Source organism: Streptomyces mangrovi (genome assembly GCF_900114215.1).
Lineage (GTDB): Bacteria > Actinomycetota > Actinomycetes > Streptomycetales > Streptomycetaceae > Streptomyces > Streptomyces barkulensis.
This window is the reverse complement of sequence record NZ_FOSG01000011.1, coordinates 144,330-158,195: the sequence shown is the minus strand read 5'-3', so window position 1 is coordinate 158,195 and position 13,866 is coordinate 144,330. Positions and strand designations below refer to the sequence as shown.

Annotated in this window: 15 protein-coding genes; 5 read left to right on the top strand and 10 right to left on the bottom strand. The window is 73.5% G+C overall.

Annotated features, from left to right (window positions below; all coding sequences use genetic code 11):
* Positions 1–9: 9 nt before the first annotated feature.
* Genes BM237_RS17240 through BM237_RS17230 form a run of 3 tightly spaced genes read right to left on the bottom strand, consistent with a single transcriptional unit; the run spans position 10 to position 4,201 of the window.
* Positions 10–1,614, bottom strand: a complete 1,605-nt coding sequence (locus tag BM237_RS17240) for an acyl-CoA carboxylase subunit beta (protein WP_093850569.1) — start codon at positions 1,612–1,614, stop codon at positions 10–12.
* Complete coding sequence (locus tag BM237_RS17235) at positions 1,611–3,341, bottom strand: acyclic terpene utilization AtuA family protein (protein ID WP_093850568.1); 1,731 nt, start codon at positions 3,339–3,341, stop codon at positions 1,611–1,613. Before BM237_RS17235 ends, BM237_RS17240 begins: the two co-directional genes overlap by 4 nt.
* Positions 3,338–4,201 carry a TIGR03084 family metal-binding protein gene (locus tag BM237_RS17230; RefSeq protein ID WP_093850567.1) on the bottom strand — a complete coding sequence of 288 codons (864 nt, stop codon included), beginning with the start codon at positions 4,199–4,201 and terminating at the stop codon, positions 3,338–3,340. The genes BM237_RS17235 and BM237_RS17230 overlap by 4 nt, the downstream gene beginning before the upstream one ends.
* A gap of 79 nt (positions 4,202–4,280) precedes the next feature.
* On the opposite strand from BM237_RS17230, the gene BM237_RS17225 reads away from it, so the two are divergent.
* Entirely contained in the window at positions 4,281–5,108 is an 828-nt protein-coding gene (locus BM237_RS17225) for an NADPH-dependent F420 reductase (protein WP_093850566.1), read from the top strand.
* Positions 5,109–5,132: 24 nt separating this feature from the next.
* On the opposite strand, the gene BM237_RS17220 is transcribed toward BM237_RS17225, so the two are convergent.
* The 3 genes from BM237_RS17220 to BM237_RS17210 all read right to left on the bottom strand — a co-directional run bounded on the left by BM237_RS17220 (position 5,133) and on the right by BM237_RS17210 (position 7,037).
* A complete protein-coding gene (locus BM237_RS17220; protein WP_245793698.1) occupies positions 5,133–5,915 on the bottom strand; it encodes a TetR family transcriptional regulator in 783 nt (260 codons plus the stop codon).
* A 157-nt stretch (positions 5,916–6,072) separates the two neighbouring features.
* Positions 6,073–6,633 carry a thiol-disulfide oxidoreductase DCC family protein gene (locus BM237_RS17215; RefSeq protein WP_425443704.1) on the bottom strand — a complete coding sequence of 187 codons (561 nt, stop codon included), beginning with the start codon at positions 6,631–6,633 and terminating at the stop codon, positions 6,073–6,075.
* Entirely contained in the window at positions 6,630–7,037 is a 408-nt protein-coding gene (locus BM237_RS17210) for a hypothetical protein (protein WP_093850563.1), read from the bottom strand. Before BM237_RS17210 ends, BM237_RS17215 begins: the two co-directional genes overlap by 4 nt.
* Before the next feature lie 277 nt (positions 7,038–7,314).
* Here BM237_RS17210 and BM237_RS17205 point away from each other — a divergent pair, with 277 nt between their 5' ends.
* The 4 genes from BM237_RS17205 to BM237_RS17190 all read left to right on the top strand — a co-directional run bounded on the left by BM237_RS17205 (position 7,315) and on the right by BM237_RS17190 (position 11,877).
* A complete protein-coding gene (locus BM237_RS17205; protein WP_093850562.1) occupies positions 7,315–7,782 on the top strand; it encodes an NUDIX domain-containing protein in 468 nt (155 codons plus the stop codon).
* Positions 7,783–7,907: 125 nt separating this feature from the next.
* Positions 7,908–9,641 (top strand): ABC transporter ATP-binding protein, encoded by a 1,734-nt coding sequence (locus BM237_RS17200; protein WP_093850561.1) that lies wholly within the window; start codon positions 7,908–7,910, stop codon positions 9,639–9,641.
* Positions 9,641–11,560 (top strand): ABC transporter ATP-binding protein, encoded by a 1,920-nt coding sequence (locus BM237_RS17195; RefSeq protein WP_093850560.1) that lies wholly within the window; start codon positions 9,641–9,643, stop codon positions 11,558–11,560. The genes BM237_RS17200 and BM237_RS17195 overlap by 1 nt, the downstream gene beginning before the upstream one ends.
* Positions 11,561–11,646: 86 nt before the next feature.
* Positions 11,647–11,877, top strand: coding sequence for a hypothetical protein (locus BM237_RS17190; RefSeq protein ID WP_093850559.1), 231 nt, complete (start codon positions 11,647–11,649; stop codon positions 11,875–11,877).
* A gap of 33 nt (positions 11,878–11,910) precedes the next feature.
* Here the strand turns inward: BM237_RS17190 and BM237_RS17185 are convergent, their stop codons facing one another.
* The 4 genes from BM237_RS17185 to BM237_RS17170 all read right to left on the bottom strand — a co-directional run bounded on the left by BM237_RS17185 (position 11,911) and on the right by BM237_RS17170 (position 13,582).
* A complete protein-coding gene (locus BM237_RS17185) occupies positions 11,911–12,225 on the bottom strand; it encodes a hypothetical protein (protein ID WP_093850558.1) in 315 nt (104 codons plus the stop codon).
* Positions 12,226–12,325: 100 nt separating this feature from the next.
* Positions 12,326–12,523, bottom strand: coding sequence for a hypothetical protein (locus tag BM237_RS17180; RefSeq protein ID WP_093850557.1), 198 nt, complete (start codon positions 12,521–12,523; stop codon positions 12,326–12,328).
* Between the two features lie 123 nt (positions 12,524–12,646).
* On the bottom strand, positions 12,647–13,066 hold the full coding sequence (locus tag BM237_RS17175) for a PPOX class F420-dependent oxidoreductase (protein WP_093850556.1): 420 nt from the start codon (positions 13,064–13,066) through the stop codon (positions 12,647–12,649).
* 147 nt (positions 13,067–13,213) lie between these two features.
* Positions 13,214–13,582 (bottom strand): SCO4225 family membrane protein, encoded by a 369-nt coding sequence (locus tag BM237_RS17170; protein WP_245793697.1) that lies wholly within the window; start codon positions 13,580–13,582, stop codon positions 13,214–13,216.
* Between the last annotated feature and the right edge of the window lie 284 nt (positions 13,583–13,866).

The window sequence follows — 13,866 nt, the reverse complement described above, 5'->3', positions numbered from 1 at the left end:
GTCCACTCCTCACATCCGGAAGACGCCGTAGCCGCCGCGTGCGCCCGCCACCGGTGCGGTGTGCACGGCGGACAGGCACATGCCGAGCACGGTGCGCGTGTCGCGCGGGTCGATGACGCCGTCGTCGTAGAGCCGCCCGGACAGGAACACCGGCAGTGACTCGGCCTCGATCTGCTGCTCGACCATGGCGCGCAGCGCCGCGTCGCCCTCCTCGTCGTAGGGCTTGCCCCTGGCCGCCGCGGACTCGCGCATCACGATGGAGAGCACTCCGGCGAGCTGCTGCGAACCCATGACGGCGGACTTGGCGCTGGGCCAGGCGAACAGGAAGCGCGGGTCGTAGGCCCGGCCGCACATGCCGTAGTGGCCGGCGCCGTAGCTCGCTCCCATCAGCACCGACAGGTGCGGCACCCTGGAGTTGGAGACCGCGTTGATCATCATCGCGCCGTGCTTGATGATGCCGCCCTGCTCGTACTCGGTGCCGACCATGTAGCCGGTGGTGTTGTGGAGGAACAGCAGCGGGATGTCGCGCTGGTTGGCGAGCTGGATGAACTGGGCGGCCTTCTGGGACTCCTGGCTGAACAGCACGCCGCGGGCGTTGGCCAGGATGCCGACGGGGTAGCCGTGCAGGGTCGCCCAGCCGGTGGTCAGGCTGGTGCCGTAGAGCGGTTTGAACTCGTCGAAGTCGGAGTCGTCGACGATCCGGGCGATCACCTCGCGCGGGTCGAAGGGGACCTTGAGGTCGCCGGGCACGACGCCCAGCAGCTCGTCCTCGTCGTGGCGCGGCGGGCGTACGTCCGCCGCGCCGGGGGCGGGGTGGGCCTTGGGCCGGTTGAGGCGGGCGACGACGCGGCGGGCCTGGCGCAGCGCGTCGGGCTCGTCCATCGCGAAGTGGTCGGCGAGTCCGGAGACGCGGGCGTGCATGCCGGCGCCGCCCAGTTCCTCGTCGTCGGCCTCCTCGCCGGTGGCCATCCTCACCAGCGGCGGGCCGCCGAGGAACACCTTGGCGCCTCGGTCCACCATGATCACGTGGTCGGACATGCCGGGTACGTAGGCGCCGCCGGCGGTGGAGTTGCCGAAGACGACCGCGATCGTGGGGATGCCGGCCTCGCTGAGCCGGGTGAGGTCGCGGAAGAGGGCGCCGCCGGGGATGAAGATCTCCTTCTGGCTGGGCAGGTCCGCCCCGCCGGACTCCACCAGGCTGATGAGCGGCAGCCGGTTGGCCCGGGCGATCTCGTTGGCCCGCAGGGCCTTCTTCAGCGTCCAGGGGTTGCTGGCCCCGCCGCGCACGGTCGGGTCGTTGGCGGTGACCAGGCACTCGACGCCCTCGACCACGCCGATGCCGGTGACCAGCGAGGCGCCGACGGTGTAGTCGCTGCCCCAGGCCGCCAGCGGGGACAGTTCCAGGAAGGGGGTGTCGGGGTCGAGCAGCAGCTCGACGCGTTCGCGGGCCAGGAGTCTGCCGCGCCCGCGGTGGCGGGCGAGGTACTTCTCCCCTCCCCCGGCCAGGGCCTTGGCGTGTTCGGCCTCCAGTGCGTCCAGTTTCGCGAGCATCGCCTCGCGGTTGGCGGCGTACTCCGGCGCCGTGGTGTCCAGCGCCGAGCGCAGCACGGTCACAGCAGCTCCTCGGGTATGTCGATGCGGCGGGAGCGCAGCCACTCCCCCAGCGCCTTGCCCTGCGGGTCGAAGCGGGCCTGGGAGGCCACGCCCTCGCCGAGGACGCCGTCGATCACGAAGTTCAGGGCGCGCAGACCGGGCAGCACATGCCGGGTGACGGGCAGCTCGGCGGTCTCCGGCAGCAGTTCGCGCAGCCGGCCGGCGGTGAGGGTGTGCGCCAGCCAGCGCCAGGTCCGCTCCTCGCGCGCCCACACACCGATGTTGGCGCTGCCGCCCTTGTCCCCGCTGCGCGCCCCGGCCACCGCCCCCAGCGGCGCCCGGCGGACGGCGTTCAGGCTCTCCCGCGGCAGCGGCTCGGGCAGCGGGGGCCCGGCCACCGGTTCCAGCGGCCGGGTGGTGCGGGGCGGCGGCACCGCGATCCGCCGCCCGTCGGGCAGTACGGCCGTGTGCGGCACCTCGGCCGCGTCCAGGTACGCCGCCCCGAACACCCCGTACGGCGCCGCTTCGCCCGGTGGGGCGGTGACGTGGAAGCCGGGGTAGCTGCCGAGCGCCAGCTCGACGGCGGCGCCGCTGACGGCCCGCCCCACCCGGTCGGCGTCCGCGTCCCGCACCACGAGGCGGAGCAGGGCGCTCGCCTCCTGCTGTACGGGCGCGTCCGCGCGGTCGGTGCGGGCCAGGGTCCAGCGGACCTCGGCGGGGCGGCCGCCGGGCGCGGCGTCCAGTCGGTCCTCCATCTGTTCGCGCACCAGTGCCGCCTTGGCCTCGACGTCCAGGCCGGTGAGGACGAAGACCACCTCGTTGCGGAAATCCCCCAGGCGGGTCAGGCCCACCTTGAGCACGGGCGGTGGCGCCTCGCCGCGCACGCCCTCGATCCGCACCCGGTCCCGCCCGTCGGCCCGCAGCCGTACGGTGTCCAGGCGTGCCGTCACATCGGGCCCGGCGTAGCGCGCGCCGGCCGTCTCGTACAGCAGCTGGGCGGTGACGGTGCCGACGGTCACCGCCCCGCCGGTGCCCGGGTGCTTGGTGATCACCGAGCTGCCGTCGCGGTGCAGTTCGGCCAGCGGGAAGCCGGGGCGGCGCACGTCGATCCCCTCGGAGGCGAAGAAGGCGTAGTTGCCGCCGGTGGCCTGGGTGCCGCACTCCAGCACGTGCCCGGCGACCACGGCGCCGGCCAGCGCGTCGTGGTCGGCGGGGTCGCCGGTGTCCCAGCCGAAGCGGGCGGCGGCGGCCCCGGTGACCAGTGCGGCGTCGGTGACCCGGCCGGTCACCACCACGTCGGCGCCCGCCTGAAGGCAGGCGGTGATACCGGCCCCGCCGAGGTAGGCGTTGGCGGTGAGGACGCCCTCGCCCCAGCCGCCGCGGGCGGTCACGTCATCGCCCTCGACGTGCGCCACCCTCGCCGGCAGGCCGAGTCTGTCGGCCAGCTCCCTCACGGCACCGGCCAGTCCGGCCGGGTTGAGCCCTCCGGCGTTGACCACCAACGGCACACCGCGCTCGACGGCGGGGCCGAGGGTGTCCTCCAGCTGCCGCAGGAAGGTCTTCGCGTAGCCGAGGCCGGGGTCCCTCATCCGGTCCCGGCCCAGGATCAGCATGGTCAGTTCGGCCAGGTAGTCGCCGGTCAGGATGTCCAGCTCGCCGCCGGTGAGCATCTCGCGCACCGCGTCGAAGCGGTCGCCGTAGAAGCCGGAGGCGTTCCCGATCCGCAGCACTCCGCCGGCGGTGGTCATCGCGTGCCCCCGTCCGCGTGGCTGCGCGTCCCCCGCGCCCTTCCGGCGCCGGGCGGGCCCGCGAAGGCCTGGGCGATGGAGAGCCAGCCCTCGGCGCCGGCGCCGGTGGCCCGCAGGGCGGTGTCGTCGCGGTGGACGCGCCGGGTGACGAGCAGGCAGAAGTCCAGCGCGGGCCCGCCGACGCGCTGCGGGGCGTCGGCGGGGCCGTACGTCCACAGCCCACCGGGGCCGCCGCCGGCCCCCGGGGGCGGGGTGAGTTCGACGCGGAACGGCTCGGCGGGCGGCTCCAGTCCGTTCACCAGGTGGGCGAAGTCCCGGGTGCGCACGCCGAGCCGGGCGACGTGGCGCAGACGGGCGGTCGGCTCGCGCCGCACGCCGAGCGCCCCGGCGATGTCCTCGCCGTGCGCCCAGGTCTCCATCAGCCGGGCCGTGGCCATGCCGGCGGGGCTCATCGGCGGCCCGTACCAGGGGATGCGGTGCTTCCCCTGGTGTCCGGCCAGTTCCTCAAGCGCGTCGGCGAGCTTCCGCCGCCCGGCGCGCCACAGCGCCAGCAGTGCGCCGGGCGGCAGCGCGGCGCCGCGGCGGGCTCCGTCGTCGACGTAGGTGTCCACGGCCGCCGGGTCCGCGAACGCCGCCTCCGCCTCCCGCCGGAACGCCTCCGGGTCGCGGGCGGCGAGCAGGGAGCGCTCATCGGTCCAGGCCAGATGGGCGATCTGGTGGGCGACGGTCCAGCCGGGCGCCGGGGTGGCGGCCGTCCACCGCCCGCCGGCCTCCTCGGCCAGGGGGGCCACGAGCGCGTCCAGTTCCTCGCCCTCGCGCCGCAGGTCCTCCAGCACCTCGTCCGCAGCCGTACCCGGCATACCGCCCTCCCTCGCCTCGGCCGTGCGGGCCTCTCCGTCCGGCGAGCGTGACAGGGCCGACGGAAACAAGCAAGCACGAATGCATGATTTTCTGCGCTCGGCACCGCCGGCGCCGGGCGGGACGAGCGGTGAGCCGGGGAACAGATCCCCCCCTCGGCGGGGTTGCGCAGGAAGCCGGCCCGGTCGGGGCCGGCACGGGCGCGACCGCCGGTCGCCCCGGACGACGGACTCGGAAGGGCAAGCGATGAAGATCGGCATCATCGGCGCGGGCAACATCGGCGGCAATCTGACCCGGCGGCTGACCGCGCTCGGCCACGAGGTGTCGGTGGCGAACTCGCGCGGACCCCACACCCTCACCGCACTGGCCGAGGAGACGGGGGCCACCCCCGTCGCCGCCGCCGAGGCGGCGCGCGGCGCGGAGGTCGTGGTGGTCACCGTCCCGCTGAAGGCCGTGCCCGACCTGCCCTCCGGGCTGCTCGACGGGGCCGCGCCCGGGGCGGCCGTCATCGACACGGGCAACTACTACCCCCGGCAGCGCGACGGCCGGATCGACGCCATCGAGGACGAGGGGCTGACCGAGAGCCGCTGGACCGAGCGGCAGATCGGCCACCCGGTCGTCAAGGTGTTCAACGGCACCTACGCCCAGGACATCGTCGACAGGCCGCGCCCCGCCGGCGACCCCGGGCGCATGGCCCTGCCCGTGGCCGGGGACGACGAGGACGCCAAGCGCCGGGTGCGGGCCCTCGTCGAGGAGATGGGCTTCGACACCGTCGACACGGGCGGCATCGACGACTCCTGGCGCCAGCAGCCCGGCACGCCCGTGTACGGGCTGCGGGCCGGGACCGAGGAGGTCGCCGCCGCGCTGGCCGAGGCGTCCCCGGAGCGGCCGGCCGACTTCCGCGCCTGACACCGAAGCCGCGGCGGGCGGCCGTCAGCCCTCCCCGTCCCGCTCCCCGGGGTCGCGGCGGTCGGCCGTACGCCCGCCCGCCGCTTTCCTCTCCCCCGCCTTCCTTCCCGTCCTTCGCCCCGCCGGCCTGCCCGCCTTCCCCGGCTCCTCGCGCTGCGGGCCGTCCGCCGCCATCCCCGCCGCGGTCGGCATGAAGTCGCTGAGCAGTTGGTGGGTCTCGCGCACCAGGGGCCGCAGCAGGCGGAAGCGGGTCAGGGATATCGCGCGGGCGACGATCGGCGCCACGCGCTCGGCCAGGCGGCGGCTGTTCGCCGAGCCCTCGGAGCGGTCGTAGACCCAGAACAGGACCAAGCCCATCTGCTGGAGCCAGAGCAACCGGGGCAGCTGCTCGGCGAGTTCGGGGTCGTAGGCGGTGTCCGCCCCCGCCAGGACCCTGCGGTGGACCTCGATCGCGGCCTCCCGCGGGCCCTCGGACTCCGTGGAGAAGGGGCTGAGCGGACTGTCGGGGTCGGCGGCGTTCTTGAAGAACTGGGCCGCGAACTCGTGGTAGGGCTCGGCGATGTCCAGCCAGGCGAGGAGGACCCCGCGGATGCGTGCCGCGAGGTCCCTCTCGCCGTCCAGGACGGCCTCGGCGGCCGCCCGGTGCTGCTCGGCGATCCGGTCGTAGAAGCCCTGGATCAGGTGCTCTTTACTGCCGAAGTAGTAGTACGCGTTGCCGACGGAGACCCCGGCCTCCTGGGCGATGGCGCGCATGGTCGTGCGGTCGTATCCGCGCTCGCGGAACAGGCGCAGGGCGGTCTCCAGGATGAGGGCCCGCGTCTGCTCGCTCCTGGGCCGCCGGGCGGGCCCGGCGGCCTTCTCCGGCTCGTCCCGCTTCCCGGCCCCGGGAGCCGCGGGAGGCTCGGAGGAGCCGGCCGCGGCGCCCTCGCGTACGGATCTCGGTGCTGCTTCCACACGGGTGAGCCTAATCGGGCGCCGGACAGTCTCCCCCGCAGGCCGGGGGGAGGGAGGAGGACGGGGCCTGGCCAGGGGCCCGGCCGGTGAAGGTCCAGCCCGTGGCCGGGTCGTAACTCCAGCCGTCGTGCGCACCGTGGGCCCGCCCGCCCCGGTCGCCGCTCCACTCCGGCCCGCGCGCCACCTGCCGGTACTTCGCCGCGGCGAGCACCGCCGCGCGTGCCAGCGGCGCGCCCGCCGGAGTACTGAGCCGGTGGGCCGTGGGCCGGTACCCGGCCAGGGCCCACAGGCACACGATCCAGGCCGCCGGCCCTCGGTAGACCTGTCCGCCGTCCCCCACGACCGTGATCTCCTCCAGGGTTCGGCCGTGGTCGAGTCCCGGCAGTCTGCGCCGCGCCTCGTCCGAGTCGGCGGGCACCAGGTCGAGGGGGACGAGCTTGCGCTGCCGCGCCAGCCAGTCGCGGAGGTGCCGGCACAGCGGGCAGCCCGCGTCGTAGAGCACCGTCAGCCGGTGGACCGGGACACCCGCGGCGTCCCGGTGCCCGGCGTCCGTCCCCGGCACGCCCCTCACGCCTCGGCGGCCGGAGCGGTCCAGCCCTGCGGCGGCACCGGGGGCGTCTGCTCCCGCTCCATCGCGCCCCGCCGCCGGATCCGGTTGAGCACGTAGACGTTCCCCAGGTGCAGCACACCGAGGACCAGCAGCACCACGCCCAGTTGCTTCGACAGCGCCTCGAACACCTCCCTGGTGTCGTCCACCGGGGACCCGACCCTCAGGTACAGGGCGACGAAACCGAGGTTGACGAGGTAGAACCCGACCACCAGCAGGTGGTTCACGGCGTCCGCGAGCTTCTCGTTCCCGCGCAGGACGTCCGCGAGGAAGATCTTCCCGTTCCTGCTGAGCGTGCGCGCCACCCAGACCGTCAGACCGATGCTGACGGCCAGGTAGGCGACGTACGTGACCACGGTGAGGTCCATGTCCCGCCCCTTCGTGAAGCGCTCTTTGAACGTGTTCAAAAAGCTGTTGCACTGGACTGTAGACCTGTTTTTGAACACGTTCAAGTTGCTTGTGGGGCAAGGGGGGTGAGGTTTGAAGGGCCCCCGTCCGGCGGACGGCGCGCACCGGCCCGCGACGAGCGCCTGACGCACCGGCAGGGACGGATGCGCCATCGTGGGCGGCGGCGCCTCCGCACGGCTGCGCACCGGCGCGGCGCGGAGGGCCGCCCATGCCGGACCCCCCCAAGGAGATGACGTCGTGAAGAGGATCGCCGCCCGGATCTGGCACCGCATCGGCGGCCCGCTGCAGTGGCGCCTGCTGTGGCTGGCCAACCCGAAGTTCATGGTGGGCGTCACCGGCGTCGTACGCGACGCGGACGGCAACGTGCTCCTCCTCAGGCACCGCTTGTGGCACGCGGACCACCCCTGGGGGCTGCCGACGGGGTACGCCAAGAAGGGCGAGACCTTCCAGGAGACGGTCGTCCGCGAAGTGCGCGAGGAGACCGGACTCGACGTGCGCGTCGGCGAACTCGTCCGTCTCACCAGCGGGTACCGGCTGCGGGCGGAGGCCGCCTACGAGGCCCGGCTCACCGGCGGCAGGCTCGAGATCGATCCTTTCGAGGTCCTGGAGGCCAGGTGGTTCGCGCCCGGCGACCTGCCCGAGGGGCTGCAGGAGTCCCACCGGTCGCTGATCGGACGCGAGTTCGGTGGATCTTCGGGCAGTTGACCCGGTCGCCTGAGAACTCCTCGCCGCATGACGGATGATGAACCCCTCACCACCCGGCACGGCCCGCCGCGCCGTACCACGCCGATACATCGATACATCGATACGTCGATACGGGGGACCACAGCTTGCTGACCGGATTGCTCAGGCGACATCTGGCCCCCTACCGGGGGGCGATCACCGCTCTGGTGCTGCTGCAACTCCTGCAGACCTGCGCCACCCTCTACCTGCCCGCCCTCAACGCGGACATCATCGACGAGGGCGTGGTGAAGGGCGACACCGGCCGCATCCTCGTCCTCGGCTCCGTCATGGTCGCGGTCACCGTCCTCCAGGTGGCGTGCAACGTCGGCGCCGTCCGCCACGGCGCGCGGACCGCCGCGGCGCTCGGGAGGGACGTGCGGGCCGCGGTCTTCGACCGCGTGCAGTCCTTCTCGGCGCGCGAGGTCGGCCGCTTCGGCGCCCCCTCGCTGATCACTCGGACCACCAACGACGTCCAGCAGGTGCAGGCGCTGGCGCTCACGGGCTTCACGCTCATGGTGTCGGCCCCGATCATGTGCGTGGGCGGCATCCTGATGGCCCTGCGGCTCGACGTGCCGCTGTCCGCGGTGCTGGTGGCGACCGTGCCGGTGCTCGGCGTCTGCGTGGCCATGGTCGTACGGCGCCTGCGTCCGCTGTTCCGCGCCATGCAGACACGGCTCGACACGGTGAACCGGGTGCTGCGCGAGCAGATCACCGGCAACCGCGTCATCAGGGCCTTCGTGCGCGACGCGTACGAGGGCGAACGCTTCCGCGCCGCCAACTCCGAGCTGACCGAGGTGTCGCTGGGCGCCGGGCGGCTGCTGGCGCTGATGTTCCCGATCGTCATGACCGTGGTGAACCTCTCGTCCGTCGCCGTGGTCTGGTTCGGCGCGCACCGCATCGACGACGGCGACATGCGGATCGGCGCGCTGACCGCGTTCCTCGCCTATCTCATGCAGATCGTGATGAGCGTGATGATGGCCACCTTCATGTTCATGATGGTGCCGCGTGCCGAGGTGTGCGCCGAGCGCATCGAGGAGGTCCTGGCCACCTCCACCAGTGTCGCGCCGCCCGCGGAGCCGGTGCGGGAACTGCCCCGCCGCGGCCGGCTGGAGATCCGCGGGGCCGGGTTCCGCTACCCGGGCGCCGAGGAGCCGGTCCTGCGCGATGTGCGCCTGGCGGCCGGGCCCGGCGAGACCACGGCGGTCATCGGGCCGACCGGCAGCGGGAAGTCGACCCTGCTCGGCCTGGTGGCCCGGCTGTTCGACGCCACCGGCGGCGAGGTCCTGGTCGGCGGCGTGAACGTACGCGATCTGGACCCCGCGCTGCTGGCCAGGACGGTGAGCCTGGTGCCTCAGAAGCCCTATCTGTTCTCGGGGACGGTCGCGACGAACCTGCGCTACGGCAACCCGGAGGCGACGGACGGGGAACTGTGGCACGCTCTGGAGGTGGCCCAGGCGGCCGACTTCGTCCGGCGGCTGGAGGGCGCCCTGGACGCCCCCGTCGCACAGGGCGGGACGAACGTCTCCGGCGGCCAGCGGCAGCGGCTCGCGATCGCGCGCACCCTGGTGCGCCGCCCGGAGATCTACCTCTTCGACGACTCCTTCTCGGCCCTGGACTACGCCACCGACGCGGCGCTGCGCGCCGCGCTGGCGCGGGAGACCGCCGACGCGACGGTCGTGATCGTCGCCCAGCGGGTGTCCACCGTCCGCGACGCCGACCGCATCGTCGTCCTCGACGAGGGCCGGGTCGTGGGCGTCGGGGCCCACCACGAGCTGATGACGGCCAACACCACCTACCGGGAGATCGTCCTCTCCCAGCTGACGGAAGCGGAGGCCGCCTGATGGCCATGGGCCGGATGACGGCCGGAGCCCCGGACCAGCGGTCGGCGGACTTCCAGGGGTCCGCCCGGCGGCTGCTGGCGCGGTTCCGGCCGGAGAGGACCGTGCTGTCCGGGATGCTGCTGGCCGTGGTGCTGAGCGTGGCGCTGTCGGTGGCCGGGCCGAAGATCCTGGGGCGGGCCACCGATCTGGTCTTCGCCGGGATCGTGGGGCGCGAGATGCCTGCCGGGGCCGACCGGGAGCAGGTCCTGGAGGGCATGCGCCGACAGGGCCGGGACGACGAGGCCGACATGCTCTCGGGCATGGAGTTCACCCCCGGTGAGGGCATCGACTTCACCGCCGTCGGCGAGGTCCTGCTGCTGGCCCTGGCGGTGTTCGCCGCGGCCGGGCTGCTGATGGCCGTGGCGACCCGCCTGGTGAACCTGGCGGTGAACAACACCGTGTTCCGCCTGCGCGAGGACGTGCAGGCGAAGATGTCCCGGCTGCCGCTGTCGTACTTCGACGGCCGGCAGCGCGGTGAGGTGCTCAGCCGGGCCACCAACGACATCGACAACATCGGGCAGACCCTCCAGCAGACGATGGGCCAGCTGGTCAACTCGCTGCTGACCGTGGTCGGGGTGCTGGTGGTGATGTTCTGGATCTCGCCGTTGCTCGCGCTGGTCGCGCTGGTGACCGTTCCGCTGTCCGTCGCGGTGGCCCGGCGGGTCGGCAGGCGGTCGCAGCCGCAGTTCGTGCGGCAGTGGCGCTCCACCGGCAGGCTCAACGCCCACATCGAGGAGATGTACACCGGGCACGCCCTGGTGAAGGTCTTCGGGCGGCAGGAGGAGTCGGCCGCGATGTTCGCCGAACAGAACGGGCAGCTGTACGAGGCCTCGTTCCGGGCCCAGTTCAACAGCGGGATCATGCAGCCGCTGATGTTCTTCGTCTCCAATCTCAACTACGTCCTGGTGGCCGTGGCCGGCGGTCTGCGGGTCGCCTCCGGCGCGCTGTCGATCGGCGACGTGCAGGCCTTCATCCAGTACTCGCGGCAGTTCTCGACACCGCTCACCCAGCTGGCGTCGATGGCCAACCTGGTGCAGTCGGGCGTCGCCTCGGCCGAGCGGGTCTTCGAGCTCCTCGACGCCGGGGAGCAGGAGCCCGATCCGGTGCCGGGCGAGCGCCCCGGCACCGTGCGCGGCAGGGTCGTGCTGGAGAAGGTGTCCTTCCGCTACACCCCCGACACACCACTCATCGAGGACCTGTCGCTGACGGTGGAGCCGGGGCGGACCGTGGCCGTCGTCGGCCCGACGGGGGCGGGCAAGACCACCCTGGTCAACCTCCTGCTGCGGTTCTACGAGACGACCGGGGGACGCATCACCCTGGACGGGGTGGACATCGCCGCGATGCGGCGGGAGGAGCTGCGCTCGCGGATCGGCATGGTGCTGCAGGACACCTGGCTGTTCGGCGGCACGATCGCGGAGAACATCGCGTACGGCGCCTCCCGCGACGTGACGCGGCAGGAGGTCGAGGAGGCGGCGCGCGCGGCCCACGCCGACCGCTTCGTGCGCACCCTCCCCGACGGCTACGACACCGTCCTCGACGACGAGGGCTCCGGGGTGAGCGCCGGCGAGAGGCAGCTGATCACCATCGCGCGCGCCTTCCTGTCCGATCCGGTGATCCTGGTGCTGGACGAGGCGACCAGTTCGGTGGACACCCGCACCGAGGTGCTGATCCAGCGGGCGATGGCGCGGCTGTCCCACGGCCGCACCAGCTTCGTGATCGCGCACCGGCTCTCCACCGTCAGGGACGCCGACACCATCCTGGTGATGGAGGACGGCTCGATCGTGGAGCAGGGCACGCACGAGGCGCTGCTGGCCGCGGACGGCGCGTACGCGCGTCTGTACCGGGCGCAGTTCGCGCAGGCCGCGGCGGAGGTCGACTGACCCCCGCATCCCGCGTCCCGGCCGGGCCGGCACACGGTCGGCCGGGACGCGGGACCGGGATGCGGGACCGGCCTCGCCCGTCCACGATGGAAGGCGTGACCGACCAGACGCCGTCGCAGCCCCCGATCATCGTCTGGGGCGTGACACACGGGGACCGGCCGTTCCGCACGGTCCAGCTCAGTGACGGGACGGTCGGCCTCGCCCATGACATCACCGACGTGGTCCGGCTGGCGTACGACGCGGGGCTGAGCCCGGTGGACCTGGACGACCCGGCCACCGTGCGATGGGTGGGCGGGGGCAAGTACACCTGGACCTGAGCCGCCGCCCCGCTCCGGGAGCCCGGCGCCGCCTCACACGTCGTGCCCCCGGGCGGCGAGCCACCGGTGGACCGCGGTCTTGTCGGCCACGCTGACGTGCGCGGGTCCCTGCCTGGAAGGCCCCTCGTCCTCGTTGAACCCGGTGTCGGTGACCCGGGCCGTCACCCAGTCGGCCAGTTCCCTCGCGGCGTCGGGGGACAGACGGCCCTGTTCCCACTCCTGCCGGGCCCGCCCGGCCGCTTCCGCGTCATGGCGGGCGGCCTCCTCCAGCCAGACCGGTACCAGACGCCGGACGGCCTTCTCCTCCGCCGGGTCGCCGGTGGGGGGTGTGCTCGATGAATCGTTCATGCTTCGACGTGTGACCGGCCGGGCCGGATGCCATGCCGGACTCCCCTCTCCATGCCCCGGCAGGGTCAGCGCAGAACCTGCGGGGGCATGGAGAGGGGAGTCAGCGGGAAAGGGACTCGGCCGCGCCGCCCGGGCCGGTCTCCGGCGCCCGCCACCGCACGGTCCGCGCCACCGGCTCCCTCCGGCCGGCGAAGCGGTCCAGCAGCCACACGGTGCCGTTCAGACCCCAGGTGAGCAGGGCCAGGGCGGCGATGGGCGCGACCACCAGGCCGAGGATGAGAACGATGGTTTCCGTCACGGTGCCTCCTGAAACAACCGAACCGGGCTGTCATCGACCGGTGCCCCGTACGGAGAAGAACACTCCTGCCGGCTCGTGGCCGCCTCGACCGGGCCTCGCGGGGCGAGCACGCGGCCGGGGGCGTCATCCGGGCTGGTCGCTGTCCTTCAGGGAGCCCCAGCCGTGCCAGCGGTCGATCTCGATCCAGGCGCTGACGCGGCGGCGGTCCCGCCGCGGATACGACTCGCCGAGGTAGTGGCGGGCCAGCCGGTCGATGTCGGCGAGCTCCGGGTCCTCGTGGATCTCGGCCACGCGGCCGATGAGGCTGACGTGCGTGTACCAGTTGCCCTCGTCGAGCACGGTGAGGGTGACACGGGGATCGTCGCGCACATGCCGCAGCCGTTTGCGGGCCTCGTCCATGTTGACCAGCACCCGGCCGTCCTCCCACAGGTACCAGGTGGCCGTGGACACCGGCTGGCCGTCCGGCCGCAGGGTCGTGATGACGGCCGGGTTGGCCTTCCGCAGCATGGTCACGGCCGCTTCGGGAAGCGGTGGCTTCGACATGGGTGGCACTCCTCGGCACATCGCCGTACGTCGCCGTACGCCGTCCGACCGGCATGGTCCCGCCCAGCATCACACACCGCCGGCGCCGATCGCGGGAGCACGCACGGGTGCGGGAGGCGGCGTCGCGCTGCCGCCCGCACCCGTGTCTCAGCCGTGGGCGGCACGGGTGCGGAAACGGCGCAGCACCGCGCTGAACACCCCGGCGTTGACCACCGCGGCCAGTGAGACCAGGCCCAGCAGGAGCGCCCCTCCGACGGGTCCGTCGGGCAGCGGCACGGCGAGGGCGAGCAGGCTGGTCGGGGCGGTGGCCGCCACGGGCCACAGCGCCGCCATCGAGGCGTCCTCGTGCGGGACGACCGTCGCGTCCAGCACGACCCACAGCACCAGCGCGGCGCACACGGCCAGATAGATCCGGGCGGGCCGGTTGTCCGCGATGCCTCTGACACGCCGGGAGAGCCGCCCCCCGCCGTTCCCGTTCCCGTTCCCGTCGCCCCGCCCACCGTCGTGCACGGCCATCTCGCTCACCTGTCTCTTCCGTCTCGCTCGTCGTCCGCCGCCCGTCGTGCCGCACGTTCCACGGGGTACGCGGCGCCCACCGGCCGGGCGGACGGCACACGCCGTCCGCCCGGCCGGTGATACGGGGCCGGTGGGCCGTGTGTCGGCCTGTGGATCCAGGATCGCGCCGGGTGACCGGGGGGTTCATCGACCGCCGGCAGGAGGTTCTTCTCCACCTCCGGGTAGAGGGGTCTCATACCGGCGGTCGGCCGGGCGGGCGCCGCGGGCGGCCCCTCGTACGGCGG

Excerpts from the sequence above, each read along its gene's own strand:
- BM237_RS17185 (WP_093850558.1), bottom strand. The coding sequence starts at position 12,225 with ATGAACGATTCATCGAGCACACCCCCCACCGGCGACCCGGCGGAGGAG.
- BM237_RS17225 (WP_093850566.1), top strand. The coding sequence starts at position 4,281 with ATGCATGATTTTCTGCGCTCGGCACCGCCGGCGCCGGGCGGGACGAGC.
- BM237_RS17235 (WP_093850568.1), bottom strand. The coding sequence starts at position 3,341 with ATGACCACCGCCGGCGGAGTGCTGCGGATCGGGAACGCCTCCGGCTTC.
- BM237_RS17175 (WP_093850556.1), bottom strand. The coding sequence starts at position 13,066 with ATGTCGAAGCCACCGCTTCCCGAAGCGGCCGTGACCATGCTGCGGAAG.
- BM237_RS17230 (WP_093850567.1), bottom strand. The coding sequence starts at position 4,201 with ATGCCGGGTACGGCTGCGGACGAGGTGCTGGAGGACCTGCGGCGCGAG.
- BM237_RS17210 (WP_093850563.1), bottom strand. The coding sequence starts at position 7,037 with ATGGACCTCACCGTGGTCACGTACGTCGCCTACCTGGCCGTCAGCATC.
- BM237_RS17195 (WP_093850560.1), top strand. The coding sequence starts at position 9,641 with ATGGCCATGGGCCGGATGACGGCCGGAGCCCCGGACCAGCGGTCGGCG.
- BM237_RS17190 (WP_093850559.1), top strand. The coding sequence starts at position 11,647 with ATGGAAGGCGTGACCGACCAGACGCCGTCGCAGCCCCCGATCATCGTC.
- BM237_RS17170 (WP_245793697.1), bottom strand. The coding sequence starts at position 13,582 with ATGGCCGTGCACGACGGTGGGCGGGGCGACGGGAACGGGAACGGGAAC.